The following is a 26,425-nucleotide window of genomic DNA, read 5'->3' as shown; positions in this document are numbered from 1 at the left end:
TCCCGGAGGTTCGGGAACGAACCGCGACCGCAGGGCTCCGATTTACCCGGGTGGAGCACTCGCGCGGCGAGCGACGAACACGAACTCGCGACAGGGCCGGTCGGGCGCGTCCCGGACCTCGTCCACGACGTAGCCGTGCCGGATCAGGTCGGATTCGATCTCGGCGCGCTCGCGGAAGCGCAAGGTGGAGTCCGAGGTCAGCACGGCGCCGTCGGAGCCGAAGACCCACGTGCCGCGGAAGCTGACCAGCGGCAGGGCCACCTCCGTCAGTTCGGTCCAGCATTCGACCCGGCCGACGCCGGCGATCTCGGCGACCCGGTAGGTGTCCGTGCGGTTCCACGTGCGCCACTGGCGTCGAGCCGGGTCTCGGCTCTCGACGACGAGACGTCCGCCGGGCCGAAGCGCGTGGTGCACGCCGCGGAGAGTGGCGTCCCAGCCGAGCGGATCGATGATCGCCTGGGCGACGTTCCCGGTCATCGTGGCGAGATCGACCGCCATCCCGGGAAGGGCTGCGGCGTCCCCGTGGATCCAGGTGACACGGTCCGCACCGTCTCGCCCGCGGGCGTACGCGTGTGAGCCCGCCGCGGGGTCGAGACCCGTCACCTGCACCCCGCGGGAGGCAAGGAGCAGCGCGAACGTGCCGGTGCCACAGCCGACGTCGAGCACGCTGCGTGCGCCGAACTCGTGCACGATCGCCGCGTACACGTCGAGGTCGCTGCGGTCGGGGTCGAGCGCGTCGTAGACCGCCACCAGGCGCGGGTGCTCGAAGATCGCGTCGGCCATCGACCTCGCCCTCGCGCCGGCAGGTACGTCCGGTGCCCTGCTCCGGCCGTGATCTTCACCCGGCTCCGCGGGGGCGGTCAACGCGATTAGCGCCGGAAGAGCTCCGGGTTCATCGCGACGTAGTCCGCGACGCCAGACGCGGGGCGTCCGAGGATCTTCTCGACGTCGTGCGTGGCGCGGTCGTAGCGGTTGGACCGGTGCAGCCGGGCCATCGTGCGGATGTGGTCGAGAACGTGGTCGGGGAGCTTGGCGGCTGCGAGTTCCTCGGTGAACTCATCGAACGGCACGTCCTCGTACACGACGGGCCGACCGAGCGCCGCAGAGAACTCCTCGGCCATGGCTGCCAGATCCCGCGACACGGGACCGGTGAGCTCGTAGGTCCGGCCGATGTGTCCGGCAGGCTCCGCGAGGATCGTCGTGACGACATCGGCCACGTCCTGAGCGCTCACCGGTGACGTGCGGCCCGCGCCGAACGGCAGCCTGATCTTTCCCGTCCTCGCGATGGACCCGTACGCGAAGATCATCATGAGCGGGTTCTCCATGAAGATCGTGGGGCGCACGTGCGTGACCGGAAGACCGGACCAGTCGAGCACCTGCTCGGCGAGCCAGTGCAACCGCTGGTGGCGCGACTCCTCGGTGCTGGTCAGATCCATCTGCGAGACGGTCATCTGGGACATGCTGACGACGATCTCGAGGTTCCCGGCTGCCCGTCCGGCGCTTGCCACGGTGGCGGTCGCCTCCAGGTACTCCGGCGACACCGACATCCCGAAGTACACGCGGCGGCATCCGTCGAGTGCCCGCACGACGTCGGGGGCGCGCGTGAGGTCCGCGACGACGACCTCGACCCCGCGTGCGCGAAGCGCGTCGGCGCGTTCGTCCTCGCGGTGGACGAGAGCGCGCACCGGAAGTCCGCGCTCCTGCAGCCGTTCGACCACCCGGCCGCCGATGCTGCCTACACCGCCGCCGGCCCCGGTCACGAGAATCGGCATTTTGCCTCCTCACGATAGTGAGGCTCACCAGCTGAGTCTCATCAGCAGACTAACCCAATGTCAGACGAGAACGGTCCCGCCGTCGACGGTCAGAACCGTGCCGGTGGTGAAGGTCTGCGTCATGCAGTACAGGTACGCCTGCGCGGCGTCACCGACCTCACCGATGCGGCCCACCGGAATCGCCTCCGCGATGTCCCGGTACATCTGCTCGCGTTCAGCCTCGCCCATCCCCGCCCACAGTGGGGAGCGAAGGACGCCCGGGCTCACGGCGTTCACCCGGACAGGCGCGAGCTCCACCGCCAGTGCCTTGGCCAGCGCCTCCACCGCACCGCAGATGCTCGCCGGCACGGCCCAGCCCGCGCCTGGACGGTCTTTGGCCGTGCCCGTGGTCAACGTGATCGAACCGCCCGGGCGCACCAGCGGTGCCGCGGCCGAGACCGCGGCGAGAGCGCCGAAGAAGCGCAGTCCGAAGAACCGGCGCGCCTGCTCCACGTCGAGCCCGATCACCGGCATCAGGGCCAGCGGCTCGCCTGCGGTGTAGACGAGATGATCGAGCTCACCGACCTCCTCGAGCACGGCACGGACGGTGGCCGGGTCACTCAGGTCCGCGACCCGGCCCACGGCCCCGCCGGGAAGCACCGAGAGCGCCTTGTCGACGCCGGAGCGGCGGCTGGAGACGACGACGACCTCGGCTCCGGCGGACCCGGCACCGGCCGCGACCGCGAGCCCGACGCCCGACGTCCCGCCCAGAACCACGACGCGCTGCCCGTGCAGATCCATGAGGAACCTCCTGGTGGCGTGCTGGTCAGACCCCTTCACGATGTGCCCGTGGGCGCCGCGACGTCCAAGACTCCTTACCGCGCCTGCAATACCCTGGGGGCATCCGGCCTCGTCGCGGACGGGAGGCGCGAGCATGGATGTGGACCTGCGCAAGCTGCGCTACTTCGTCGCGGTCGCCGAGCACCTGCACTTCGGCCGCGCCGCGGCGGCGCTGCACATCGCCCAGCCCGTGCTCTCCCGCCAGATCCGCGCGCTGGAACACGAGTTGAAGAGCCAGCTGTTCGACCGCACCAAACGCGCCACCGCACTCACCCGCGCCGGCGAACAGCTTCTCGCCGACGCCCGGCCCCTGCTCGCCGGCGCCGATGCCCTCCAACGACGGGTCCAGCGTGCCGCACGCGGCCCCGACCACTTCACCGTCGGGTTCATGCCCGGACTCATCGTCACCCCCGCCACGCGCGTACTGGCCGCGCGCCACCCGGACCTCACCGTCGACGTCCTGCGCACCGGCTGGGACGACCAGACCGAGGTCGTGCTCGACGGGCGTGTCGACGTCAGCTACGTCCGCCTGCCCGTCGACCAGCAGGGCCTACAGATCCGCCCGCTGCTCGCCGAACCTCGCGTGGCCGCGCTCCCCCTCGATCACCCCCTCGCGGCGAAGGACGGCATCAGCATCAGCGACCTCGCCGACGAGCACCTCCTGCAGAACCCCGACGCCGTGCCCGAATGGCGCGACATCGCCGTGGAGCTGCGGAGCGGCACAGGAGAACCGCCCCGACCCATCCGCACGGTGGAGGAGAAGCTCGAACACGTCGCGGCGGGGCACGGGCTGGTGGTCCTCCCGCTCTCCACCGCCACCTTCTACACCCGACCGGACGTCACCTGGGTCGCCATCGACGACATCGGACCCAACCGCGTCTGCCTGGCCTGGGACGACGCCCGCACCGACCCCCTCATCCACGAGTTCGTCGAGATCGCCACCGCCCAGGCGGAACAGCTCTCCGCCCCTGCCTGAGCGGCAGGGGCTCCGATCATGGGGTCCCGGCAGGCGCGCCGCCGTCGTGCACCGCGGCGCGTAGGGCGTCCGCGAGGCGGGCGGCGGGTTCGGCGAGCGGCTGCGGGAGTCGCGCCAGGAGGATGCGCCGCTGCTCGTGCGGGCCGCCGCGCACCGCGAGGACCCGCACTCCGGGCGGCACCGCGGGTACGAGAGACGCGGGAAGAGTGGTCAGCCCACATCCGGCCGCGACGAGGCTCAGCTTGGCCAGCCAGTCGGTGGCGGTGTGCGCGATCTCCGGCCGTTCGTCGAGCCCGGGCCAGACACCCAGCCGCTCCTGCTCTCGGGTGGACGGGCTCGCGATCCAGCGCTGACCACGCAGATCGGCGACGTCCACGGAGTCCGCCCCGGCCAGCGGGTGGGTGGCAGGCACCGCGAGGCGGAGGCTGCGTTCGGCGAGCACCTCGAACTCCAGGTGTGGCGACTCGGCGTCGGGCGGCCGGAACGGCGGCAGGGACGCCACCACCGCGAGATCGATGCTGCCGGCGCGCAGGGCGCGGACCAGTGCAGGCGTGCCGCCCTCCTGCGTGATGACGGTGATGGCGGGGTGGGTCCGGCGCAGCGCGGCGAGGGCGCGCGGCACCAGGAGAGCGCCGGCACTGCTGTACCAGCCGAGCCGGACCGTTCCCGCCTCGGCCGGCATGCCTGCGAGATCTCGCGCGGCGGCGTCGATCTCGTCGAGCACTGTGACGGCCCGGCGCAGCACGAGGTGCCCGGCTGCGGTCAGCCGCACTCCGTCGTGGCGCCGCTCCAGCAGGCGGGTCCCCGCCGCGCGCTCGAGCGAGGCGATCTGCCGGGAGACCCCGGACTGGGTGAAGCCGAGCGCCTCCGCGGCTGCGGTGAGCGTCCGGCGCTCGGCCACCTCGCGGAAGACTCGCAGCGCGACCAGCGAGACGTCGCCGAGGTCCATGAGCTTTACGCATACCAGGTCTGCGTAACTCGCGCTGGTCGCATGATTCTCACCTTTCTAGCCTGGCCGCGTGGTAGATACGCGAATTGCGCTGGTCACCGGGGCGAACCAAGGCATCGGCTTCGCGCTCGTCGAGGGGCTGGCCGCCCGACTGGATCCCGGCGATCTGGTGCTGCTCACCGGACGCAACGCGCAACGGGTCGCGGACGCCACCGCGATCGTCGCAGCCATGCCCGGCACGAGGAGCCGGGTGGAAGGCCGCCTGCTCGACGTCACCGACGCGGACGCCGTGGCGCGCCTGGCCACCGAGCTCGAGGAGCGCCACGGTGGGGTGGACATCGTCCTGTCCAACGCGATCGCCCGGATCACCCCGGATCGGCCCCAGTCCGAGCAGGCCGACGAGTTCATCGACGTCGCGAACGGAGGCACGCACGCGATGCTGCGCTCGTTCGGCCCGGTACTGCGCCCCGGCGGACGGCTGATCGTCGTGGCCAGCTCACTGGGAACGCTCGGTCGTCTCGACCCGAAGCTCCATCCCATGTTCGACGGGGCCTCGCTCGACGAGGTCGAACGCGCCGTCGAGTCCTGGCGTGCCGCCGTCCACGACGGAACAGCCGAGGAGACGGGCTGGCCGCGGTGGATCAATGTGCCGTCCAAGGTGGCTCAGGTTGCCGCGGTCCGAGCGGTCGCGGCGCAGCGCCGGGAGACCGATCTGCCCGCAGACACCCTGGTCGCGGCGGTCTGCCCCGGACTCGTGGACACACCGACCTCGCGGCCGTGGTTCGACGACTTCAGCCGGGCACTCACCCCGGCACAGGCCGCACAGGCCGTGCTCGACCTGGTGCTCGCGGACCACGTCGACCCGACCCACTACGGAGAGCTCGTCCGCTTCGGCCGCGTGTTGCCCTGGCACAGCGGAACGCCCAGCCGGGAACAGGATGAACTTCTCAGTACGTAAGAAGTTCTCGCCGAGTCCCTACTGGCCGCTGTCCGCTGACCACGGTGTGGTGCGACCAGCGGGACAGCCGTGTGGGTGGCATGCGAGCATTCCTCGCCGTGACCAGACCCGTGATCTTCGTCGGCGGCCCCCTCAATGGACAGGTCGCCGAACGCATCGGCGAACAATGGGACCAGTACCGCGACGACTCCGGCGACCCCCTCTCCCGCGAGATCGGCGAGAAGATCAGGTACAAGCAGCCGGCCAGCGAGCGGCAGCACTACTACCTGGCGTTCATCGCCGGACAGAGCGACGTCCTCGGCGACTGGGTGTACGTGCACCTGCCGCTCGTGGGCTACTACAACGCCGCCGGGACGTGGAAGGCCAGCCTCCACGCAGCGGTGGAAGCGATGCAGTCGGAGCAGGTGAAAGCCGAGTAGGCGGTTGCGGGCGTAACACGCTGGGCGCCGCCGGGCCGATCAGGTGCCCGGTGGGGCCAGGCGGGGCTCGACGCGCTCGGCGTGCTGTGCGACCGGCCGGCGCAGCGTTCCCCCAACCCGCCGTCCCGACCGGTCAATCGCGCACGTCTGCAGGTCCCCCTGGTGCGCCGAGATGACGAGGCCGGACGAAGCGCGACGAACCTGAAGATCATCCTGAGCAGACGGAGCAGTACTCTAGGCCGAACAGACCAGCGCCAAACCACTCATCGCGGCCCAAAGGGCGCACACCGCCGACCGGACTCAGCTTGGCAACCCCGACACCCCCCACCTCCCTAGATTTCCGCCGTGGCCGCACCTCCCTCCGTCCAGGATCCGCCCCTCACCATGACCAATGCCGGGCGCGTCGCCGCCTTCCTCGTGGTGCTCGCTCTCACCGTGGCGGGTGGTTGGCAGGCAGGCCGCATCCTCGATCCGCCGCCCCCGCCCGCCCCCGACTCCGCGCACGGCCACCCGTGACCGCGGTCCTGTCCGCACCGACTGCGGACACCGAGCTGATCGTCGAAGGCATGACGTGCGGAGCGTGCGCGGCGCGCGTCGAGCGGACGCTGCGCAAGCTCGGCGACGTGCAGGCGAGCGTCAACTACGCGACGGGCCGCGCGGCAGTCACGCACGGCGGCACCGTGAACGTCGACGATCTCATGGCCGCGATCGAACGCGCCGGCTACACGGCCCGGCAGCCGGAACCGGCCACCCGCGACGACGAGGCCGAGCTGGCCCAGGACCTCGAGCTCGACGGACGGCGGCTGCAGCTCGTCGCGTGCGCAGCGCTCGCCGTGCCGGTGATCGTGCTGTCGATGGTTCCCGCCATCCAGTTCCCGTACTGGCAGTGGACCGCACTCGGCCTCACCGCACCTGTCGTGCTGTGGGGCGCGCTGCCGTTCCATCGCGCGGCGCTCACGAACCTGCGACACGCGACCGCGACCATGGACACCCTGGTCTCGGTCGGGACGCTCGCAGCGTTCCTCTGGTCGGTCTACGCCATGGTCTTCGGCACGGCAGGCAGGCCGGGCCTCACGCACTCTTTCGACCTGACGCTCTCCCCGAGCCGCGCGCCAGGACAGATCTACCTGGAGGTCGCCGCAGGGGTCACGACGTTCGTGCTCGCCGGGCGTTACCTGGAGGCGCGGGCCCGCCGGCGCTCTGGAGCCGCGCTCCGCGGCCTGCTCGCGCTCGCCGCGACGGACGCCCGGCTGCTGGTCGACGGGCGGGAACACCTCGTGCCGGCCGAGCGGCTGGCCGTCGGCGACACCTTCGTGGTGCGACCAGGTGAGAAGGTCGCCACCGACGGCGTGGTGGTCGAGGGTTCCTGCGCGGTCGACACCGCGGCGATCACCGGGGAACCGGCGCCCGTCGACGTCACAGCGGGCGATGACGTGATCGGCGGGTGCGTCGTGCTCGGCGGACGCCTCGTCGTGCGGGCCACCCGTGTCGGGGCCGACACCCAGCTCGCGCGCACCGCCGCCCTCGTCGAGCGCGCGCAGACCGGGAAGGCCGCCGTGCAGCGGCTCGCCGACCGCGTCTGCGGCGAGTTCGTGCCGGTCGTGTTCATGCTCGCCGCCGCCACCTGGGGCTTCTGGGCCGGCTCCACAGCCGGAGCGGGCACGGCATTCGCCGCCGCCACGGCGGTTCTGATCGTCGCCTGCCCGTGTGCCCTCGGGCTCGCCACACCCACCGCACTTCTGGTCGGCACCGGCCGCGCCGCACAGCTCGGCGTGCTCGTCACAGGGCCGGCGGTGCTCGAGTCCACCCGCCGGGTCGACACCATCGTGCTCGACAAGACCGGCACGGTCACGACCGGCGAGATGAACGTGACTGCCGTCGTGCCCGTCGACGGCGAGGATCGCGACGACGTGCTCGCCGTGGCCGGCGCACTGGCCGGCACGTCGACGCACCCGGTGGCCCAGGCGGTCGCCCGCTACGCCGCCGAGCAGGGGGTGGACGCCACCGCCGAGGTGCGCGAGGTCGTCTCGCTGGACGGGCTCGGCATGCAGGGCGACATCGGCGGCAGCGAGGCGCTGCTAGGGCGGCCCCGCCTGCTGCGGGAGCGCGGCATCGCGCTTCCCGACGCCTTGGAGGGGCTGCTCACGGACGCCGCGGCGTCGGGACGAACGACCGTGGCCCTGGCCTGGGCCGGTCGCGCCCGTGCTGTGCTCGTCCTGTCCGACACGATCAGACCGACCAGCGCCGAGGCGATCGCCGAGCTGCGTCGGCTCGGGCTCGAACCCGTGCTCCTCACCGGCGACGGAGAGGGCGCCGCACGCGCGGTCGCCGACGCGGTCGGGATCACCACCGTCGTGGCCGACGCGCTGCCGACCGACAAGGTCGAACTCGTCGCGCGGTTGCAGTCGCAGGGCCGGGTCGTCGCGATGGTGGGCGACGGCATCAACGACGCCGCCGCGCTGGCTCAGGCCGACCTCGGCATCGCCATGGGCACCGGCACCGACATCGCGATGTCCGCCGCCGACATCACGCTCGTTCGCGCCGACCTCACGGCGGCCGTCGACGCCATCCGGATCTCCCGCCGCACCCTCACGGTGATCAAGGCCAACCTGGCCTGGGCTTTCGGCTACAACATCCTCGCCCTGCCCATCGCGGCCGCGGGGATGTTGCATCCCATGCTCGCGGGGGCCGCCATGGCGGCAAGCTCCGTCCTCGTCGTCACCAACAGCCTCCGGCTCGCCGGGCGGCGGCGCACCGCGTGACCACGGATCTCCCGACAGCGCGATGGGCGGCTCCCCGAGTGGGGAACCGCCCATCGGCAGCCCTACCGTGTTCGACGCGCGGTGTTCACCGTGTGGCCGACGCTGCCCTGCGCTTCGTCCAGATGTCGTAGGCGACCGCAGCGAGCAGCACGAGGCCCTTCACCAGCATCACGCGCTCGCTCGGAGCGCCGATGAGCGACATGCCGTTGTTGATCACGGCCATGATCAGGCCACCCGTGATCGCCCCGACCACCTTGCCGACACCGCCCTGCACCGCCGCACCGCCGATGAACGCGGCGGCGATGGCGTCGAGCTCGAAGTTGGTGCCCGCCGTCGGACCGGCCTGGTTGAGCCGGCCGGCGAAGATGACGCCCGCCAGCGCCGCCAGCACCCCCATGTTCACGAAGATCCAGAAGGTGACCGACTTGACCTTCACACCGGACAGGGTGGCCGCCGAGAGGTTTCCGCCGATGGCGTAGATGTGCCTGCCGAAGACGGACCGGGTGGTCAGCAGCGTGTACCCGAGCACGAGCACCGCGAGCAGCACCAGCACCCACGGCAGGTTCCGGAACCGCGCCAGCTGCACCACCACGGCCATCACGACGACGGCCGCTACGACGATCTTGAGCACGAAGATGGGCATCGGGTCGACGATCTGCCCGTACCCGAGCCTCCCCGCCCGCTGCCGCCACTGCGTGAAGGCGTAACCGGCCACCACCGCGAGACCCACCAGCAGGCTCAGCAGGTCGGCACCGCCCAGCGGACCGAGCCCGATGTTGCCCAGGTAGCCCTCGGTGAAGCCGTTGGACAGCGTGCGGATCGGGTCCGGGAACGGCCCGATCCCCTGGTTGCCGAGCACGGTGAGGGTGAGCGCCCGGAAGAGCAGCATCCCCGCGAGCGTCACGATGAACGCCGGGATCCCGAAGTACGCGACCCAGAATCCCTGCCAGGCCCCGACAAGGGCGCCCGCCACGAGCGTGATGAGCACCGCCAGCGGCCACGGCACCTCGAGGTTGACCATCAGCACCGCGGACAGCGCTCCCGTGACCGCCACGACCGAGCCGGCCGAGAGATCGATGTGCCCCGCGATGATGATCAAGATCATCCCGATCGCGAGGACCAGGATGTAGGAGTTCTGGACGATGATGTTCGAGATGTTCTGCGGCGTCAGCAGCGCGCCGTCGGTGAGCACCGAGAACAGCACGACGATCAGCACGAACGCGACGTAGATGCCGCTCTGCCGGGGGTTGATCGAGAACCGGCGCAATGCGGGTGACGACGGCGGGGCCGGGGGCAGGCCCGTCCCGCCCGGAGCGGCGGCCCCGATGTCTGCGGAGGTGGTGCTGGACATGGGTTCGCCTACTCCTGTTCCGTGGTCATGTACTGCATGAGCCGTTCCTGGGTCGCGTCCTCCCGGCTCACCTCACCGGTGATCCGCCCGCTCGAGAGCGTGTAGATCCGGTCGCACAGGCCGAGCAGCTCGGGCAGCTCCGAGGAGATGACCAGCACCGCTTTGCCCTCGGCGGCGAGACCGTTGATGATCGTGTAGATCTCGTACTTGGCCCCGACGTCGATGCCCCGGGTCGGCTCGTCGAGGATCAGCACGTCCGGGTCGGTGAAGATCCACTTCGCCAGCACGACCTTCTGCTGGTTGCCGCCGCTGAGCTTCCCGGTCACGCTCTGGACGTTGCGGGCCTTGATGTTCAGGCTGCGCCGGAACCCCTCGGCCACGCGGTACTCCTCGTTGTCGTCCACCCAGCCGCGGCGGGCGAGCTTGCCCAGCCGGGCTGCGGAGACGTTGCGCTTGATGTCCTCGATGAGGTTGAGGCCGTAGCGCTTGCGGTCCTCGGTGACGTAGGCGATGCGATGACGGATCGCGTCCTGCACCGTGCGCACCTGGATCTCCCGGCCGTCCTTGATGAGGCGCCCGGAGATGTTGGTTCCGTAGGACCGGCCGAACACGCTCATCGCCAGCTCGGTACGGCCTGCGCCCATCAGGCCCGCGAGCCCCACGATCTCGCCGCGGCGCAGGGCCAGGTTCGCGCCCGAGACCACGACCCGATCGGGCTGGCTCGAGCTGTGCACCGTCCAGTCCTCGATCCGCAGCACCTCCTCCCCGACGTTCGGCTCGTGGGGCGGGAAGCGGTTCTCGAGGGCCCGGCCGACCATCAGCGAGATGATCCGGTCCTCGGTCACCTCGTCGGCCTTCATGTCCAGCGTCTCGATCGACCGCCCGTCCCGGATGATCGTGATCGAGTCGGCGACGGCGGCGATCTCGTTGAGCTTGTGGGAGATGATCACCGAGGTGATGCCCTCGTCCCGCAGCCCGCGGAGCAGGTCGAGCAGGTGCTCCGAGTCGTCGTCGTTGAGGGCCGCGGTCGGCTCGTCGAGGATGAGCAGCCGCACCTCCTTGGACAACGCCTTGGCGATCTCCACGAGCTGCTGCTTGCCCACGCCGAGGTCCAGCACCGGGGTCACCGGGTTCTCCGCGAGACCCACCCGGGCCAGCAGGGCCGCCGCCTGGTGGTTGGTGCGGTTCCAGTCGATCAGGCCACGGGTCGCCTGCTCGTTGCCCAGGAAGACGTTCTCGGCGATGGAGAGCTGCGGGCACAGCGCCAGCTCCTGATGGATGATCACGATCCCGCGCTGCTCGCTGTCGCGGATGCTCGAGAACGTGCACAGCTCGCCGTCGAAGTGGATCTCGCCCTCGTAGTCGCCGTGCGGGTACACCCCGGAGAGCACCTTCATCAGCGTCGACTTCCCGGCGCCGTTCTCCCCGCAGATGGCGTGGATCTCCCCGCGGCGCACCGACAGGTTGACGTCCTCCAGCGCGGTCACGCCGGGGAACCTCTTGGTGATCCCCCGCATCCGCAGGATCTCGTCGACCATGACCCCTACCTCAGCTGGTCGGCGGTGTAGTAACCGGAGTCGATCAGCACCTTCTGGTAGTTGTCCTTGTCGACCACCACCGGCTGCAGCAGTTCCGAGGGCACGACCTTGTTGCCGTTGTCGTAGTCGGTGGTGTTGTTGACCTCGGGCTTACCGCCCTTGATCACGGTGTCGGCCATCTTCACGGTCACGTCGGCGAGCTGCCGGGTGTCCTTGTAGACCGTGGAGTACTGCTCCCCGGCGATGATCGACTTCACCGATGCGACCTCGGCGTCCTGGCCGGTCACCACGGGGTACGGGTGATCCTGGGTGCCGTAGCCGTTGCTCTTGAGGGCCGAGAGGATGCCGATGGACAGGCCGTCGTAGGGCGAGAGCACGCCCTGGACGGTGGCGCCGCCGCTGTAGGTCGAGGTGAGCAGGTCCTCCATGCGCCGCTGCGCCGTGGCCGGGTCCCACCGCAGGATCGCGACCGTGTTGAAGTCGGTCTGCCCGCTCTTCACGACCAGCGTGCCCTTGTCGATGTAGGGCTTCAGCACCGACATCGCGCCGTTGAAGAAGAAGGTGGCGTTGTTGTCGTCGGGCGAGCCGCCGAACAGCTCGATGTTGAACGGGCCGGTGGCCGTGCCGTCGGTGCCGTCAGCGTTCTTGAGCCCGAGGCCGGTGAGCAGCGACGTCGCCTGCTGCACCCCGACGGTGAAGTTGTCGAACGTGGCGTAGTAGTCGACGTTCGGGCTGTTGCGGATCAGGCGGTCGTAGGAGATCACCGGGATCTTGCTGTCGGCGGCCTCCTGGAGCTGGGTCGTGAGGGCCGTGCCGTCGATCGAGGCGATCACCAGCAGCTTGGCGCCCTTGCTGATCTGGTTCTCGATCTGGTTGACCTGCGTCGGGATGTCGTTCTCCGCGTACTGCAGGTCGACGGTGTACCCGAGCTTCTCCAGCGAGCTCTTGATGTTGTCACCGTCGTGGATCCAGCGCTCGGACGCCTTCGTCGGCATGGTGACGCCCACCAGGCCTCCGGCGGCGGAGGTGGCCCCACCGCTCTGCTGATCGATCGTCTTCTCGCTCGATCCACAGGCCGCGAGCGCCGTGGCAAGCACGATGCCTGCGGCCGCCGTGGCCAGCCGTGCCAGCTTCATTTTCTCTCCCGTGACTAGATGGATCATCCGTGAACCGGAACCGGGCGCACGCCGGGGAAATCCTGGGATCGGGCGTGCGCGGTGCCGGCCCGGATCACGTCGGCGGACGGCCGCCGGACGCAGGGCGGCGCGAGCCGCGGTGCGACCTGGATAGCCGCCGCCGGAGGGGAACTGCCGTGCCCAGCGGAACGGGAGCGCGCAGCAGATGGTGGTCCACTTGCGGTCGATCAGGCCGTGGGCGTGGCCGGAAACGCTGTACTCCGCCATGCCGGCCGTGCCCGGGCGTCCACGGCCCACACCCGCGGTGAGCGCGCTGTGCGGGGTGGATCGATGCCAATGGGACACCCTCGTCCGGGGAGCAGGCGGAGCCGTGAAGGATCACGCGGGGGGAGATGTTAGCGCTCACAACTTCGCGCGGGCAACCCACCCACCGTGGCGGGCACGCCCTGGTGGCTGAGCGCCATCGGACGCGATCAGCCCGTGAACACCGTGCTCACCAGGATCACGTTGACGACAGTTCCACCGGCGATGCTGATGATCACGTTCCGGAGCATGAGGTGCAGAGCCACGGTGGCGATCAGGGCGAGGCAGACCGGCAGGCCGAACGGGTACGCCGACAACGGTACGTCGCGGAGCGTGTGGCCGACGAGGATCACCATCACACCCACCGGCATGGTGGCACCGAGGTACGGGACGATCTTGCTCTCGCGCAGCGGCGCGAGAAGGGCGAAGGGCACCGCGCGCAGCGTCCACGTGATCGCCGCGCACACGAGAACGGCCGCGATCAGATAGCCGGTCTCAGGCACGGCGGCCGACCTTCCCGGCGATCACGTACCTGGCGACGAGGAACGCGGTGAACATGCCCATCGCGGCAAGGACCATCTGCCCACCGAACAGCAGATGCCCGATCAGGGCGCACGCGACGGCGACGATCGCGGCCGGGACGTCGCGGCGGGCGCGGAACGCGTCGATGCCCAGCACCACGAACAGGGCGGTCACCGCGAAGTCCAACCCCACCAGACCGGGCGGGATCAGGGCGCCGCCGAGCGCGCCGACGGTCACGCTGCCCACCCAGAAGATCTGGACGAACGCCTGTACCCACACGATGCGCGCCCGGCTCCAGTTCCGGGCCTCCGGCCTCGCCGTCAGGGCGAACGCCTCGTCCGTGAGCGCGAAGGTGCTGTAGGCCTTCCCCGCCACGCCGTGCACCCGGTGCAACGGGAACGTCAGCGCGTAGAACACGTGCCGGACGTTCACCACGAAGGCGGTGGCGGCGATCTGCCCGAGCGGGGCGAGCGTCATGACCAGGCCGAGGAGCAGGAACTCGAGCGACCCGGCGAAGATCACCGCGGAGAAGATCGTCGACCACCACCAGGGCAGGCCCGACTGCGACACCAGCACGCCGAATGCCAACCCCATCGCGGCAGCCGCGACGGCCACCGCGAGTGAGTCCTTCAGCGCGAGCAGTACGGCCGGCCGAGGGGCCGTTCCAGAGGCCTCGTCAGGGGCATGAACAGCGTCATCGCTCTCCGCCTCGCGCACTAGGTAATTTTATGTCGTTCATCGGGACATTTGGTTTCCTGTTGTACCGATATCCTTGCCAGATGCGCAACAACCGCCATCTCGACGCCATCGATCGAGACATATTGTTTCACCTCCAGAAGGACGGGCGGCTGAGCAACGTCGAGCTGGCCAGGCGCGTGGGCCTGACCCCGCCGCCGTGCCTGCGACGGGTCAAGCGACTCGAGGAGGACGGGATCATCACCGGCTACCGCGCGGTGGTCGATCCTGCAGCCGTCGGGCGGGGCTTCGAGGTGACGGTCTCGGTCGAGATCCGGGTCACCGATCGCGAGACGCTGCGCGACTTCGAGGACACCGTCGCCACGTTCGACGAGGTGGTCGAGCTGCGCCGCGTCTTCGGCACGCCCGACTACTTCCTGCGGGTGATGGTGGCGGATCAGACCGAGTACGAGACCCACCACATGAAGCTGCTCGGCCTGCCGGCCGTGTCCCGGGTCGTGTCGCACCAGACCATGAAGCGCATCAAGTCGCAGGACTGAGTCTCGTCAGGTCGCGGAGGTCGCCCACCCGCCGGATTCACGTCCCGCTCGGCGCCGCACGCGGCGAGCGCCATGCCCGCGCCGACCACTCCCGCGCCGAGCAGGAGGTCCGCCGGCGACGACCGCGCCGTGCGACGGGGACGCCGAGCGGCCCCCGGTGGATCACGTGGCACTTCTGGGGCACGGACGGTGCGATCACAGCAGGCCCACTTCCGCGAGCTTCGCCTCGTAGATGTCGAGTACCTCCTCCTCGTCGCCGCCAGCCGCCTCGGCCTGTTCCCAGATGCGCTCGAACACCGGCTCCGACTTCTCGTACTGCTGCCTCCACCGCTCCGCGTCGCGGCGCCAGTAACCGATCACGCCGTAGCTGCCCACGGGCATCCCGCGTTCGTGCCGCAGGTACTTCCGCACCGCCCTCGTCGCGGCCGCCTCCCCTGCGACGTAGATGTAGCCGGGGCCGTCCGGCAGCCCGATCCCGCGCGCCATCTCCTCGAGGATGCTGTTCGACGCGAGATCGGTGTTGTGCACCCACGTGGTCATGGCCCCGGGTAGTGGGATCTCGTCCCCGGGATCGGGGATCTCGATCGCCGCGACCGTGCGCACACCGAGCGGTGCCGTCTCGGCGATGCGGGAGAGCGCAGGCAACGCCGCCACATCGCCCAGCAGCACCTGCCACACGGCGTCGGCGGGACGGCGGAACCAGCTGTTGCGGACGGACATGCTCACCGTGTCGCCCGGCCGGGCGCGTCGGGCCCAGCTCGCTCCGATCCCGCCCTCGTGCGTGACCACGTCGAACGTCAGCCGCACCGATGCCGGATCGAAGGCGCGAATCGTGTACCACCGGCCGTGGTCGTCGACCCCTCCGCCGGGAAGCGGCAGATGCAGGAGGCACGCCTCGTCGGGCACCCCCGACACCGCGAAGTCCACGAGCCCCGGCCCCTCGAACACCACCCTGATCAGGCTCGACGACATGCGCCGTACGTCGACGGCTTCCATCTCGATGGTCTCGAGCTGCTGGCCTGCCATCCCACCCCCGCTATCCGCTCACTGAGTTAGCGCAGCCTAAGCTAAGGCCCGGTGTGGAGGCCAGAGTCCGGTTCGATCTCGTCGCCCCACACTCGGCGCAGAGATCGCACACCGCCGCCCGGGCCCCCAATTGCGTGAATGGGGCATCCATTCCTGGCTCGGGCGAGATCCCGGGATGCCGAGGCCACCGACGCACCCTCCGAACCCCTGCGGCCTACGCTCGGCTCGAGGCCGACCAGCAGCACACCGCCGCGCTCGCCCCGGCCGGGCCGTCGACGCCTGACCACATCCGACAAGAAGGACCACTATGCAGTTCGGGATCAATGCGTTCGTCACCGACGAGGGCCTCAGGCCAGGCCCCCTCGGTAAGGCGGTCGAGGAGCGGGGGTTCGACGCCCTGTTCCTCGCTGAGCACAGCCACATCCCCGTCTCGCGCCGCACCCCCTACCCCGGAGGAGGCGACCTTCCGAACCAGTACTACCGAGCCCTCGACGTGTTCGTCTCGCTGACCGCCGCCGCCATGGCCACCACCACGCTCCGGCTCGGCACCGGCGTGGCCCTCGTGACCCAACGCGACCCCATCAGCACCGCGAAGGAGGTCGCCTCCCTCGACCTGGTCTCCGACGGCCGCGTCATCTTCGGTGTCGGCGTGGGCTGGAACCGCGAGGAGATGGAGAACCACGGCACCGACCCCGCCACCCGCGGCCGACTCGCCAACGAACGGCTCGAAGCCATGCGTCAGATCTGGACCAACGAACAGGCCGAGTACCACGGCGAGTTCGTCGACTTCGACCCGATCTACTCCTGGCCCAAGCCCGTGCAGCGCCCCCATCCGCCGATCTACGTCGGCGGCGGAACAGCAGCCTTCCCGCGCATCGCGCAGCTCGACGCCGGCTGGTTCCCCAACACCTCGTCGCCCGAGCAGCTCGCGCCGCAGATCACTCAGCTGCGCGAGACGGTCGGCGCCCACGTCCCGGTCACGGTGGGGCACATCGCGCCGGTTCGGCCCGAGCTCATCGAGGGCTACCGCGAGCTCGGCGTCGAGCGCGTGGTGTTCCACGTGCCCGCCTCACCCGAGCAGTCGACGTTCGAGCGCCTGGACCTGCTGGCCGAGACGGTCGCGCAGGCCACTCCGGCATAAGGACGGACGCCGCCATTCCATGAATGGGTAGGTCTCTGTCGCCGAATACATGCGTCGATCACATCGCGGCGATCAACCGATCTCTGCGATGTGATCGAGGAGCGATGCCAGCGTTCGCTCGTCGGTGGCCGGGGCGATCACGGTGATCCGGAGGTAGCGACTCCCACCGAGGTCCGTGGAGGACAGGTGGAAGCTCCCCTCGTCCATCATGCGCTCACGGATCACGGCCTGGTCCGCGGTGCCGTACCGGAAGCAGACGATGTTGCTCTCCGGCTCGTACGGACACTCGAAGCCGGGACGCTGCGAGGCCAACTCCCAGAAGCGGTGCGCGGTGGCGTACTGCCGCGCCACGTAGTCACCCAGCCCGCGCTCGCCACGCCAGGCGAGATTGAGGAAGAGCTTCAACCCCTGCTCGGCCTTGGTGCCCTCGACGGTCCTTCCGATGAGGTCGAAACGCTGGTCGCCGTAGAACAGGTACGAGCCCTCCTGCTGGAAGGCCGCATCGAGATCAGCACGGCGTCGCGTGAGGACGGCCGCCGCGAGGCTCGACGTCCGCAACATCTTGTGCGCATCCCAGATGACCGAGTCGGCGAGCTCGATCCCGTCGAGCAGCCGCCGGTGCTCCTCCGACAGGAGTGCCGACGCGCCGTGAGCGCCATCGACATGGAACCAGATCCCGTGATCGCGACAGAACTCGCCGACGCCGCGCAGGTCGTCGTAGAGACCCGTGCCGGTGGCGCACGCATTGGCGACGAGCGCGATCGGGCGCCGACCGTGCTGGAGGGACTCGGGGAGCCGGACCACGTCGATCCGGCCGAGATCGTCCACCGCGAGCGGGACGACACACCTCGTCCCGAGACCGAGGATGCCGGTGGCGCGGGTCAGCGAGTAGTGGGCCGAGGGCGGCGCGAGCAGCGCGAGATCGGCCGGGTTGCCGTCGGCCCATGCGTCGGGCGCTGCGGCAGCCCGTGCGGCCAGCAGCGCCGTGAGATTGGCGAGCGAGCCCCCATGGGTGAGCACGCCGCCGCTGTCGGCACCGAAACCGACCTTTTCCAGCATCCATTCGAGCACCGCGAACTCGACGGTGGAACCCGCCGCTCCCATCTCGTAGATCGCCGTCGGATTGTTGGTGGCTCCATGGATGAAGTCGGCGAGAGCGGCGGGAAAATCGGGCGATGCGTCCTGATGGGCCAGATAGGCCGGATGATGCAGCCGGGTGCCCTCGGCGAGATAGGTGCGGAGGAAGTCCCGGTAGCTGTCCGCGGTCATGCCGCCCTCGCTGATGTACCGCCGAAGATCCAGCCTCGTCTCGAGCTCCTTCGGCGCCCGGCGCCGGAGAACGGGACCGAGGCCCCGCTGGCTGTCATCGACGTATGCGGCCAGTTGCTCGGTTGTGACCTCGGCGACCTTGGTGAACTCCTCGATGTCCCAGCGTCCGACGGGGCCGTGACGCTCCTCCCCGTGGGTCCGGAAGTTGTGCGGCATGCGTCGAGCCTTGCACCAGCGAGCGCAAAAAGACGCTGCTCTTGACGATATGACTACCCCTCCCCGGGGGCGCGGGAAGCGGAGAGAAAATCCGTCCACGTCCGTGCGATCCACGGATCGAACGCGACGAGTCGTCCGGACAACCGGTACCACGGACACCCGGCCCCGGGCCGCGGCCGCCACTAGGCTCCGGAGGGAAGAGCCACGCCCCATCGACGTCGTGGATCCGTCCCGCATCGCACAGCGAGGAAGACATCGTGCCCGTGCTCTGCCCTCTCCACGCCTCCCCGGCCTCTGGTCCCGCCCTGCCCGCCGGCCATGCGGTCACGGCATGACCGCCCCCGACGAGTTCGACGCGATCGTCGTCGGCGCCGGTATCAACGGGATGACCGCGGCCGCGCTGCTCGCGCGGGAGGGCTGGTCGGTGGCGCTGCTCGACAGTGCCGACGAGATCGGTGGGTTCATCGGGTCCGCCGAGCTGATCCGGCCCGGCTACGTGCACGACATCTGGTCGTCGTGGCATCCCCTGTTCGTCACCGGCCCGGCCTACGCGAAGCTCGGCCCCGACCTGCACCGCCACGGCCTCGCCTACGCCAACACCGACGACGCGCTCACCGCTTCGGTCGCCGACGACGGCTCGGTCACCATGGCCTGGCGTGACCCCGCCGCCACCGCCGCCCAGTTCGCCGATCAGGCCGACGGCGCTGCGTACCTCGCCGCGCTGAACCGCTTCGGTGCCCACGTCGGGGCGATCGGCGGATTGCTGGGCAGCGAGCTGCGCGGCACAGCGCTGGTGCGCCACACCCTGGGTCTCGGCCGTCCCGGCGGCGCCACGGAGCTCGAGGCCTACGCCCGCGACGTCGCCACCAGCGGGCGAGCCTGGTGCCGCCGCGAGTTCCGCGGCCACGAGGTCGATCACCTGTGGGCGCCCTGGCTGCTGCACGCGGGCCTGGCCCCCGACAACGCCAGCGGCGGGCTGATGATGCCGGTGTTGGCGGCCAGCATGCACGGAGCGGGATTGCCGGTGGTCGTCGGCGGTGCCGGACGATTCGTCGCCGCCTTCCGTGCGCTGCTCGAGGAACTGGGCGTCACCTTGCGGACCGGCACACGCGTCCACGCGATCGACGTCACCGGCGGGCGCGCCACCGGGGTACGCGCCGCCACCGCCGAGGGCGAGGTGCGCCTGCGCGCCACCCGCGCGGTGCTGGCCTCGGTCACCCCGTCCGCGCTCTACCTCGACCTGTTGCCGACCGGCACCGTGCCGGCCGCGGCCCGCCGCGACGCCGTCGGGTACCGCGCGGGGCGTGCCGCGGCGCAGCTTCACCTGGCGCTGTCGGGCCCCGTGCCGTGGAACGACGAGCGTCTCGCCACGGTTCCGCTGCTCCACCTGTCCGACGGGTCGGCCGGCATCGCGATCGCCTGCGCCGAGGCCGAAGCGGGCCTGCTGCCACGCCGCCCCACCGTGGTCGTGGGCCAGCAGCACGTGCTGGACCCGAGCCGGGCCCCGGAGGGCGCAGCGACGCTGTGGCTTCAGCTGCAGGAGCTGCCACGCCGGCTGGTCGGCGACGCCGCCGGCGAGATCGACACCAGCGAGGGCTGGAGTTCGGCCGTCGTCGAGGCATTCGCCGACCGGGTCATCGCCCGTATCGAGCGCCATGCACCCGGACTCGGGTCACGCATCCTCGGCCGCCATCTGGTCGGCCCGGCGGATCTGGAGGCCCGCAACGCCAACGCGATCGACGGCGACCCCTACGGCGGTGCCACCGAGCTGGACCAGAACCTGATGTGGCGACCCGGCCCCGCCACCGCCCGCCACAAGACGGTTGTGCCGGGCCTCTGGCACATCGGGGCCTCGACCCACCCCGGCCCCGGGCTCGGCGGAGGCTCCGGCCACCTCGTCGCCGAGCAGCTCACCCGCCCCAGCCGCGCCGCGACCGTGCTCGACGGCGCGCGCCGGGCCGTGACCAGGAGCCGCGGGACGGCAGCCGCCACGTGACCATGGGTGCACCCGACGCGTCGACGCTCCCTCTGGTGACACTCGATCTCTTCAGCGCGCTGATCGACTCGCGCACCGGTGGCAGCGCCTTCCTGTCAGAGCTTGCGCGGAAGCGGGCCTGGAGTGTTGCCGGTGAAACGGTCTACGCCGCATGGGACTCCACCAACAAGGAGCTGCAACGGCAGTGCGTGTCGTGGACCCCGTTCCGTGAGTTGTCCCGGCAGGCGCTCGCCGTCACCTACCGCGACCTGTGTCTCGCAGGTGATCCCTCGCAGGACACCGAGGCGCTCCTGTCCGGCGTCGCCGACTGGCCACTGTGGCCGGATGTCTCCGACGGGTTGCGGATCCTGGCCGGTCAGAGCCGAGTCGGCGTCTTGTCCAACGTGGACGACGACGTATTCGCCCGCACCCGGGTGGCCCCGCTCATCGATGCGGGCACCGTGTTCACCTCCGAGAAGCTGCGCAGCTACAAGCCCTCCCCCGCGATCTACCACGAGGCATCCCGACGAGCCGGACCCGGATACGTCCACGTCGCGACGTCGGCACGCGACGTTCGCGGTGCCCTCGGCGCCGGCATCAGCACGATCCGCTTGCGCCGGCCGGGCCACACGATCGACCCCGACGGTCCGACTCCCACGTTCGTGGCCGCCACGCTGAGCGAGGCCGCCGCGCTGCTCCCGAGGCTTCGCTGAGACTCCAACTCCGGCCGGCCCGAACGAGCGCGATGCAGGATGCATTTCTCACCCGTTCGGCGCTCCCTGCCACCTGCCGTCCTGCTTAGCCTGTGATGCAGATCATCTTCCCCGACTCAACGACGAGGCGGCCATGGCTCTCGACGAAGCGACCGCGGCGTTCCTGTCCCAGATGGCTGAGAGCGGGATGAAGCCGCTCCACGAGATGACGCCCATGGAGGCTCGCGGGCTCGGCGCCGCACTCCTCGAGATGTACGGACCGGGCCCGGACGTCGCCCGCGTCGCCGACGACACGGTGCCCGTCGAGGGCGGGCAGATCGGGGTGCGGATCCTCGCCCCGGAGAACCCTCGAGCGACGATCGTCTACTACCACGGCGGCGGGTGGGTGATCGGCGCCATCGACGAGTTCGACACCCTCGCCCGGCGGATGGTGGAGCGCACGGGCGCCGCCGTGGTGCTCGTCGACTACCGGCTCGCGCCCGAGTACCGCTACCCCACTGCCGCCGAGGACGCCTGGGCGGCGTTGCAGTGGACCGCCGCGCATCTCGGCGAACACGGCATGACGCTCCCGTTGATCGTCGCCGGTGACAGCGCGGGCGGAAATCTCGCGACGATCGTCGCCCGGCGGGCGGCCGAGGAGGGCGGACCGGAGATCTCGCTCCAGGTCCTCGTCTACCCGGTCACCGATGCCGACCTCGACAACGCCAGCTACGTCGACCCCGAGAACCAGCTCATGCTCAGCCGGGACTCGATGATCTGGTTCTGGGACCACTACGCCCCCGACCTCGCCGCCCGGAAGCACCCGGACGCCTCCCCGCTGCAGGCCGCCGACGTCTCCGGGCTCCCGCCTGCCGTCGTGCTCACCGCGGAGCACGACGTGCTCCGTGACGAGGGCGAGGCGTACGCGGAGAAGTTGCGCGCGGCCGGGGTTCCCGTCGTGCACCGCCGCTTCCCCGGTCAGATGCACGGCTTCTTCACCCTGCTCGTCCTGCCTGGAGCCGCCGCCGCGCTGGAGTACGTCGGCGAGCAGGTCGACCACCACCTCGCCACGACCACATCCCTCGCCGACAACCAGGCTCGTTAGCAGCCGGCTTCTCAACGCTGTAGGCAGCCCGGGCGCACAGCCGCCCCGGCGTGGCGTCCCCGACCATGCGACCGCTCCCCGGAGACCTCGCAACGGCGCAACGAACTGCGGCCAACGGAGGCCGCGATCGGGAGGAAGTAGATGACCGAGTCTCGGAAGGTCGACGCCGTGGTCGTCGGCGCGGGCATCGCCGGGCTCTACCAGCTCTACAAGCTGCGAGAGCGTGGCATGAGCACCCGCGTGTTCGAAACCGGCGACGGCGTCGGCGGCACCTGGTACTGGAACCGCTACCCCGGCGCCCGCTGCGACGTCGAGAGCCTGTCCTACTCCTACTCGTTCTCCCCGGAGCTGGAGCAGGAGTGGAACTGGACCGAGCGTTACCCGACGCAGCCGGAGATCCTTCGCTACGTCAACCACGTCGCCGATCGCTTCGACCTACGCAAGGACATCACCTTCAGCACGCGGGTGGTGTCGGCGGTCTACGACGAGTCGACGCAGCGGTGGAGGGTGGACACCGACACGGGTGAGATCGTCGACGCCCAGTTCCTCATCATGGCGACCGGGTGCCTGTCGCGGTCGAAGCTGCCCGAGGTGCCCGGGCTCGACAGGTTCCAGGGCCCGACGTACCACACCGGACACTGGCCGCACGAGGGCGTCGACTTCACCGGCATGCGCGTCGGGATCATCGGCACCGGCTCGTCCGCCGTCCAGTCCATCCCGGTCATCGCGGAGCAGACCGCCGACCTCACCGTCTTCCAGCGCACCCCCGCCTACTCCATCGCCGCGCTCAACCGGCCGCTCGAGCAGTCCGAGATCGACTCGATGAAGACCGGCTACCGGGCATGGCGCGAGGCCCAGCGCACCTCCGGGTTCGGCGTGCCGGTCGAGATGCCCACCCAGTCGGCGCTGGAGGTGTCGGAGGAGGAGCGCTTCGCCAAGTACGAGTCCGGCTGGAAGAAGGGCACCCTCGTCTCGATCCTCGCCGGTTACACCGACACCCTCACCAACCGGGAGGCGAACGACACCGCGGCCGAGTTCATCCGCCGCAAGATCCGGGAGCGGGTGAACGACCCCGAGGTCGCCGAGACGCTGTCGCCGCGCAGCTACCCGTTCGGCACCAAGCGTCCCTGCCTCGACACGAACTACTACGAGACGTTCAACAAGCCCGACGTCCACCTGGTCGACCTGCGCAAGACCCCGCTCGTCGAGCTCACCGAGAACGGTCTGCGCACCTCCGAGCAGGAGTACGAGTTCGACGCGATCATCTTCGCCACCGGCTTCGACGCGATGACCGGCGCCCTCACCGCGATCGACATCCGCGGCAGAGGCGGGATCGCCCTGCGGGAGAAGTGGGCCGAGGGTCCGCGGTCCTACCTCGGGGTCGCCGTCGCGGGCTTCCCGAACCTGTTCACGATCACCGGACCGTCGAGCCCGTCGGTGCTGTCCAACATGATCGTGTCGATCGAGCAGCACGTCGACTGGATCACCGACTGCGCCGCCTACATGCGCGAGCGGGGTATCGGAGCGATCGAGGCCACCGGTGAGGCCGAGGACGGCTGGGTGGCGCACGTCGAGGAGGCGGGCAACGCCACCCTCTACCCCACCGCCGACTCCTGGTACATGGGCTCGAACGTGCCCGGCAAGCCGCGGGTCTTCATGGCCTACATCGGCGGAGTGGGCGTCTACCGGCAACTGTGCGACGAGGTGGCGGCGAAGGGATACGAGGGCTTCACTCTCCAGGGGGCGATGAGCCCGGCCTGATCCACTCCCCGGTTCATCCCAGCGACCGGCGTGCGGCCCGACGACGTGCCGCGGGTCGGTCGCTGTGGACGACCAGCATCGTGACCTCGGCATTAGGAGGACCGCGCGATGTCGTTCGCCGTCCCGTTGACCCGCCGCGAGGCGATCGTCCACCACCTGCGGCACGAAATCGTCACCGGCGCACTCCCGCCCGGCACGGTGATCAAGGACGCCGAGGTCGCCGCACGGCTCGGGGTGAGCATCACCCCGGTCCGCGAGGCCATCGCCCAGCTCGCGGCCGAGGGACTCATCGACATCGCACCGAACCGCACCCGGCGCGTCACCCACGTCACGCAGAAGAACGCGCTCGAGCTCATCGACGTGATGGGCGTGCTCGCCACTGCCGGCGTCGAGTGGGGGGTGGACAACCTCACCGAGAGCCATCTGGCGCGGATGCGGGAGCGGCTCGACGAGTTCGTGGCCGGGCTGGAGCGGGGCGACGTGACGGCTGCCGCGGCCGCGGGTGCGGACTTCAGCACCATCATGATCATGGCGGGCGGCAACCGGGAGTTGCAGACGCACGTCGACCTGGTGGTCGCCCGCACGCGCCGCCTGCTCGCGCTCAACGCCGAGAGCGACCTGTGGCAGGTCTGGATAAACGGCTACCGCGACGTCCTCGACCTGCTCGAACGCGGCGACCGGCCAGCGGCTGTCGAGCGGTACCGCGCGATCTACCAGGAGTACCGGCCGCGTGTGCAGGCCCTGCTGGCCGACCCACCCGCCGACCCGAGGGTCGGCCGCTGAGTGAGGTAACGGGAGCGGTCAACCGACGACGAGCCGCCACGGTCGCTGCTCGCTCACACGGCGAGTCGGTTGCGGTGGGCCAGTGCCGGCCAGGCGATGGCGACGATCACGAGCCACGCAACCGAGAGGCCTGTGTTCCCCGACGCGAGCAGGCCGCTCACGATCACTATCAGGTAAAACGGGTCCAAGGGGTCAGCTCCTCCGGTCTCCTCCCCCAGCAATTGTGCGCGTCTTTCGCGGGACCCGCGGGCCGGCGATGCGCCGATCGGGGCGCCTTTCGCGGAGGTGATCTATCGGTTCCGGAATCGGTGGTGGCCCTGCACCGTCGCCGCGCGGATCACTTTTCACGGGACAGTTCCAGCCCGGGGAGATCTCCGCGAGGTGCACGAATACGTGCTCCACCTCGGTGTTTCCCCCCGTTCCCGCGATGGCCGGGGCGACCTGCTCGATCGTCGCCTCCTCCGCGGAACGGCGACCCATCCCGGTCATGGGCCGTTGCCGGCGGCCGCACTGGACTCCCGGCCACTGACGGGTCACAACCGGGTGTCGCCGCCGCACCCGACCGTCGGCTCCCCACGGTGCCGAGCGGCGTCGAACGAGCCCGAACGTCGTAGATCAGCCTAGGATCGGTGCGCTGGCGGCTTACGGGACGAGCGTTGCGGGTGGTGGTGTGAGCACATCCGGCGTCGAGCCCGAGCACGCCCCCGCCGTGGGGGGAACACGGCGCCTCGGGGCCGGCCCAGCGCCGTTCGCCGGTCTGATCGAATCCGGCCTGCGCTACTTCCTCGCGGTGGCACAGGCGGGCTCGATCACCGAGGCGTCCGAGCAGCTCCACGTGGCGGGCTCGGCCATCAGCCGGCAGATCGCGCGGCTCGAGCACGAGATCGGGGTGCCGCTCTTCGAGCGTCATCCCCGCGGCATGGTGCCGAGCGAGGCCGGCATCCGGCTCGCGGGTTTCGTGCAGCGCAACATGATGGACATCGAGCAGGTGGTCGGCGAGATCCGGCGGCTTCCCGGTGGCCGCCGCTCCCAGGTCCGGCTCGTCGCGGCGGAGGGCTTCGCCTGGGACCTCCTGCCCGAGGCGATCGCCTCCTTCCGGCGCGACCACCCCGAGGTCGACTTCAGCCTGCACGTCACGTCCTCGACCGCGGCCAGCGAGCACGTACGCGACGGCAAGGCGGACATCGCGGTCACGTTCAGCCTTGCGCCGATCAAGGGCATCTCCGTCGAGTACTCCCAGCGCGAGTACGTGCACGCGGTGGTCAACGCCCGGCATCCGCTCGCCCAGCGGTCCTCGGTGTCGCTCGCCGAACTGCTGCCCTACGCGCTGGCGATCGTGGACGAGGGCACCACGGTGCGGCAGCTGTTCGACGTCTGTTGCAGCGCCGAACAGCTGAGCTTCGAGCCGGTCTTCGAGACCGACTACTGCGGTGCCCTCTACACGTTCACGAAGTTCGCCGACGCCGTGACCCTCACCGGCTATCTGCCGGTGCGCAGACGCCTCGCGACCGACGGGCTCGTGGCGATCCCGCTGTCCGACCAGGGGATGCACCGTCGATACCTGCAGATCCAGTCGATGGCCGGCCGGTCGCTGCCGCCCGCGGCAGGCGACTTCGTGACGCACCTGGTGCAACGCGTACAGGCCCCCTGACCCGTCACCACTCGGTTTGCCGTGCGGGCAACGGCGCCTTGCCCAGACGGAGATGGTCATCGGGCC

25 protein-coding genes are annotated in these 26,425 nt (G+C 70.2%); 13 read left to right on the top strand and 12 right to left on the bottom strand.

The features are described 5' to 3' along the window. Positions 1 to 42: 42 nt before the first annotated feature. The 3 genes from ACQPZQ_RS20805 to ACQPZQ_RS20795 all read right to left on the bottom strand — a co-directional run bounded on the left by ACQPZQ_RS20805 (position 43) and on the right by ACQPZQ_RS20795 (position 2,552). Positions 43 to 783, bottom strand: coding sequence for a class I SAM-dependent methyltransferase (locus tag ACQPZQ_RS20805; RefSeq protein ID WP_433298354.1), 741 nt, complete (start codon positions 781 to 783; stop codon positions 43 to 45). Positions 784 to 869: 86 nt separating this feature from the next. Further along, positions 870 to 1,772, bottom strand: a complete 903-nt coding sequence (locus ACQPZQ_RS20800) for an NAD(P)H-binding protein (protein WP_433298352.1) — start codon at positions 1,770 to 1,772, stop codon at positions 870 to 872. 60 nt (positions 1,773 to 1,832) lie between these two features. Continuing rightward, positions 1,833 to 2,552, bottom strand: coding sequence for an SDR family oxidoreductase (locus ACQPZQ_RS20795; protein ID WP_433298350.1), 720 nt, complete (start codon positions 2,550 to 2,552; stop codon positions 1,833 to 1,835). 133 nt (positions 2,553 to 2,685) lie between these two features. Between ACQPZQ_RS20795 and ACQPZQ_RS20790 the strand changes: the two genes are divergently transcribed. Continuing rightward, positions 2,686 to 3,567, top strand: coding sequence for a LysR family transcriptional regulator (locus tag ACQPZQ_RS20790; protein WP_433298348.1), 882 nt, complete (start codon positions 2,686 to 2,688; stop codon positions 3,565 to 3,567). Positions 3,568 to 3,583: 16 nt separating this feature from the next. On the opposite strand, the gene ACQPZQ_RS20785 is transcribed toward ACQPZQ_RS20790, so the two are convergent. Then, positions 3,584 to 4,516: a LysR family transcriptional regulator gene (locus tag ACQPZQ_RS20785; protein ID WP_433298346.1), complete on the bottom strand. Its 933-nt coding sequence runs from the start codon at positions 4,514 to 4,516 to the stop codon at positions 3,584 to 3,586. Between the two features lie 70 nt (positions 4,517 to 4,586). Here ACQPZQ_RS20785 and ACQPZQ_RS20780 point away from each other — a divergent pair, with 70 nt between their 5' ends. The 4 genes from ACQPZQ_RS20780 (at position 4,587) to ACQPZQ_RS20765 (ending at position 8,655) form a co-directional block, all read left to right on the top strand. Beyond that, complete coding sequence (locus ACQPZQ_RS20780; RefSeq protein WP_433298344.1) at positions 4,587 to 5,474, top strand: SDR family NAD(P)-dependent oxidoreductase; 888 nt, start codon at positions 4,587 to 4,589, stop codon at positions 5,472 to 5,474. A gap of 98 nt (positions 5,475 to 5,572) precedes the next feature. Beyond that, entirely contained in the window at positions 5,573 to 5,893 is a 321-nt protein-coding gene (locus ACQPZQ_RS20775; protein ID WP_433298342.1) for a hypothetical protein, read from the top strand. Between the two features lie 345 nt (positions 5,894 to 6,238). After that, complete coding sequence (locus tag ACQPZQ_RS20770; protein WP_433298340.1) at positions 6,239 to 6,409, top strand: hypothetical protein; 171 nt, start codon at positions 6,239 to 6,241, stop codon at positions 6,407 to 6,409. After that, the gene (locus ACQPZQ_RS20765; protein WP_433298338.1) at positions 6,406 to 8,655 is read left to right on the top strand and encodes a heavy metal translocating P-type ATPase; all 2,250 of its coding nucleotides are present in this window, start codon (positions 6,406 to 6,408) and stop codon (positions 8,653 to 8,655) included. Before ACQPZQ_RS20770 ends, ACQPZQ_RS20765 begins: the two co-directional genes overlap by 4 nt. Positions 8,656 to 8,740: 85 nt before the next feature. Here ACQPZQ_RS20765 and mmsB read toward each other — a convergent pair whose 3' ends face one another. From mmsB to ACQPZQ_RS20740, 5 genes are all read right to left on the bottom strand, one after another. After that, a complete protein-coding gene (mmsB, locus tag ACQPZQ_RS20760; protein ID WP_433298336.1) occupies positions 8,741 to 10,006 on the bottom strand; it encodes a multiple monosaccharide ABC transporter permease in 1,266 nt (421 codons plus the stop codon). A gap of 8 nt (positions 10,007 to 10,014) precedes the next feature. Next, on the bottom strand, positions 10,015 to 11,544 hold the full coding sequence (gene mmsA / locus ACQPZQ_RS20755) for a multiple monosaccharide ABC transporter ATP-binding protein (RefSeq protein WP_433298334.1): 1,530 nt from the start codon (positions 11,542 to 11,544) through the stop codon (positions 10,015 to 10,017). A 5-nt stretch (positions 11,545 to 11,549) separates the two neighbouring features. Next, positions 11,550 to 12,680: a multiple monosaccharide ABC transporter substrate-binding protein gene (gene chvE, locus ACQPZQ_RS20750; RefSeq protein WP_433298332.1), complete on the bottom strand. Its 1,131-nt coding sequence runs from the start codon at positions 12,678 to 12,680 to the stop codon at positions 11,550 to 11,552. Between the two features lie 473 nt (positions 12,681 to 13,153). Then, positions 13,154 to 13,486, bottom strand: coding sequence for a branched-chain amino acid transporter permease (locus tag ACQPZQ_RS20745; protein WP_433298330.1), 333 nt, complete (start codon positions 13,484 to 13,486; stop codon positions 13,154 to 13,156). Beyond that, complete coding sequence (locus ACQPZQ_RS20740; RefSeq protein WP_433298328.1) at positions 13,479 to 14,222, bottom strand: AzlC family ABC transporter permease; 744 nt, start codon at positions 14,220 to 14,222, stop codon at positions 13,479 to 13,481. The genes ACQPZQ_RS20745 and ACQPZQ_RS20740 overlap by 8 nt, the downstream gene beginning before the upstream one ends. A 62-nt stretch (positions 14,223 to 14,284) precedes the next feature. On the opposite strand from ACQPZQ_RS20740, the gene ACQPZQ_RS20735 reads away from it, so the two are divergent. Further along, on the top strand, positions 14,285 to 14,740 hold the full coding sequence (locus ACQPZQ_RS20735) for an Lrp/AsnC family transcriptional regulator (protein WP_433298326.1): 456 nt from the start codon (positions 14,285 to 14,287) through the stop codon (positions 14,738 to 14,740). A 195-nt stretch (positions 14,741 to 14,935) separates the two neighbouring features. On the opposite strand, the gene ACQPZQ_RS20730 is transcribed toward ACQPZQ_RS20735, so the two are convergent. Next, entirely contained in the window at positions 14,936 to 15,766 is an 831-nt protein-coding gene (locus tag ACQPZQ_RS20730; RefSeq protein ID WP_433298325.1) for a siderophore-interacting protein, read from the bottom strand. A 307-nt stretch (positions 15,767 to 16,073) separates the two neighbouring features. On the opposite strand from ACQPZQ_RS20730, the gene ACQPZQ_RS20725 reads away from it, so the two are divergent. After that, positions 16,074 to 16,907 carry an LLM class F420-dependent oxidoreductase gene (locus ACQPZQ_RS20725; protein WP_433298323.1) on the top strand — a complete coding sequence of 278 codons (834 nt, stop codon included), beginning with the start codon at positions 16,074 to 16,076 and terminating at the stop codon, positions 16,905 to 16,907. 72 nt (positions 16,908 to 16,979) lie between these two features. On the opposite strand, the gene ACQPZQ_RS20720 is transcribed toward ACQPZQ_RS20725, so the two are convergent. Further along, complete coding sequence (locus ACQPZQ_RS20720; protein ID WP_433298321.1) at positions 16,980 to 18,392, bottom strand: pyridoxal phosphate-dependent decarboxylase family protein; 1,413 nt, start codon at positions 18,390 to 18,392, stop codon at positions 16,980 to 16,982. A 331-nt stretch (positions 18,393 to 18,723) separates the two neighbouring features. Between ACQPZQ_RS20720 and ACQPZQ_RS20715 the strand changes: the two genes are divergently transcribed. The 5 genes from ACQPZQ_RS20715 (at position 18,724) to ACQPZQ_RS20695 (ending at position 24,708) form a co-directional block, all read left to right on the top strand. Then, entirely contained in the window at positions 18,724 to 20,388 is a 1,665-nt protein-coding gene (locus tag ACQPZQ_RS20715) for a phytoene desaturase family protein (protein ID WP_433298319.1), read from the top strand. A gap of 35 nt (positions 20,389 to 20,423) precedes the next feature. Continuing rightward, positions 20,424 to 21,080, top strand: a complete 657-nt coding sequence (locus ACQPZQ_RS20710) for a haloacid dehalogenase (protein WP_433298317.1) — start codon at positions 20,424 to 20,426, stop codon at positions 21,078 to 21,080. Positions 21,081 to 21,213: 133 nt separating this feature from the next. Further along, positions 21,214 to 22,164: an alpha/beta hydrolase gene (locus ACQPZQ_RS20705; protein WP_433298315.1), complete on the top strand. Its 951-nt coding sequence runs from the start codon at positions 21,214 to 21,216 to the stop codon at positions 22,162 to 22,164. A gap of 141 nt (positions 22,165 to 22,305) precedes the next feature. Then, positions 22,306 to 23,925, top strand: a complete 1,620-nt coding sequence (locus tag ACQPZQ_RS20700; protein WP_433298313.1) for a flavin-containing monooxygenase — start codon at positions 22,306 to 22,308, stop codon at positions 23,923 to 23,925. A 108-nt stretch (positions 23,926 to 24,033) separates the two neighbouring features. Beyond that, the gene (locus ACQPZQ_RS20695; protein ID WP_433298311.1) at positions 24,034 to 24,708 is read left to right on the top strand and encodes a GntR family transcriptional regulator; all 675 of its coding nucleotides are present in this window, start codon (positions 24,034 to 24,036) and stop codon (positions 24,706 to 24,708) included. A gap of 53 nt (positions 24,709 to 24,761) precedes the next feature. Here the strand turns inward: ACQPZQ_RS20695 and ACQPZQ_RS20690 are convergent, their stop codons facing one another. Then, positions 24,762 to 24,896, bottom strand: a complete 135-nt coding sequence (locus ACQPZQ_RS20690) for a hypothetical protein (RefSeq protein ID WP_277398858.1) — start codon at positions 24,894 to 24,896, stop codon at positions 24,762 to 24,764. A 482-nt stretch (positions 24,897 to 25,378) separates the two neighbouring features. On the opposite strand from ACQPZQ_RS20690, the gene ACQPZQ_RS20685 reads away from it, so the two are divergent. Further along, entirely contained in the window at positions 25,379 to 26,359 is a 981-nt protein-coding gene (locus ACQPZQ_RS20685; RefSeq protein WP_433298309.1) for a LysR family transcriptional regulator, read from the top strand. Positions 26,360 to 26,425 lie beyond the last annotated feature (66 nt).

The sequence above is a fragment of the Pseudonocardia sp. CA-142604 genome (assembly GCF_050948475.1).
GTDB classification, from domain to species: domain Bacteria; phylum Actinomycetota; class Actinomycetes; order Mycobacteriales; family Pseudonocardiaceae; genus Pseudonocardia; species Pseudonocardia alaniniphila.
This window is presented reverse-complemented; position numbering and strand designations above follow the sequence as displayed.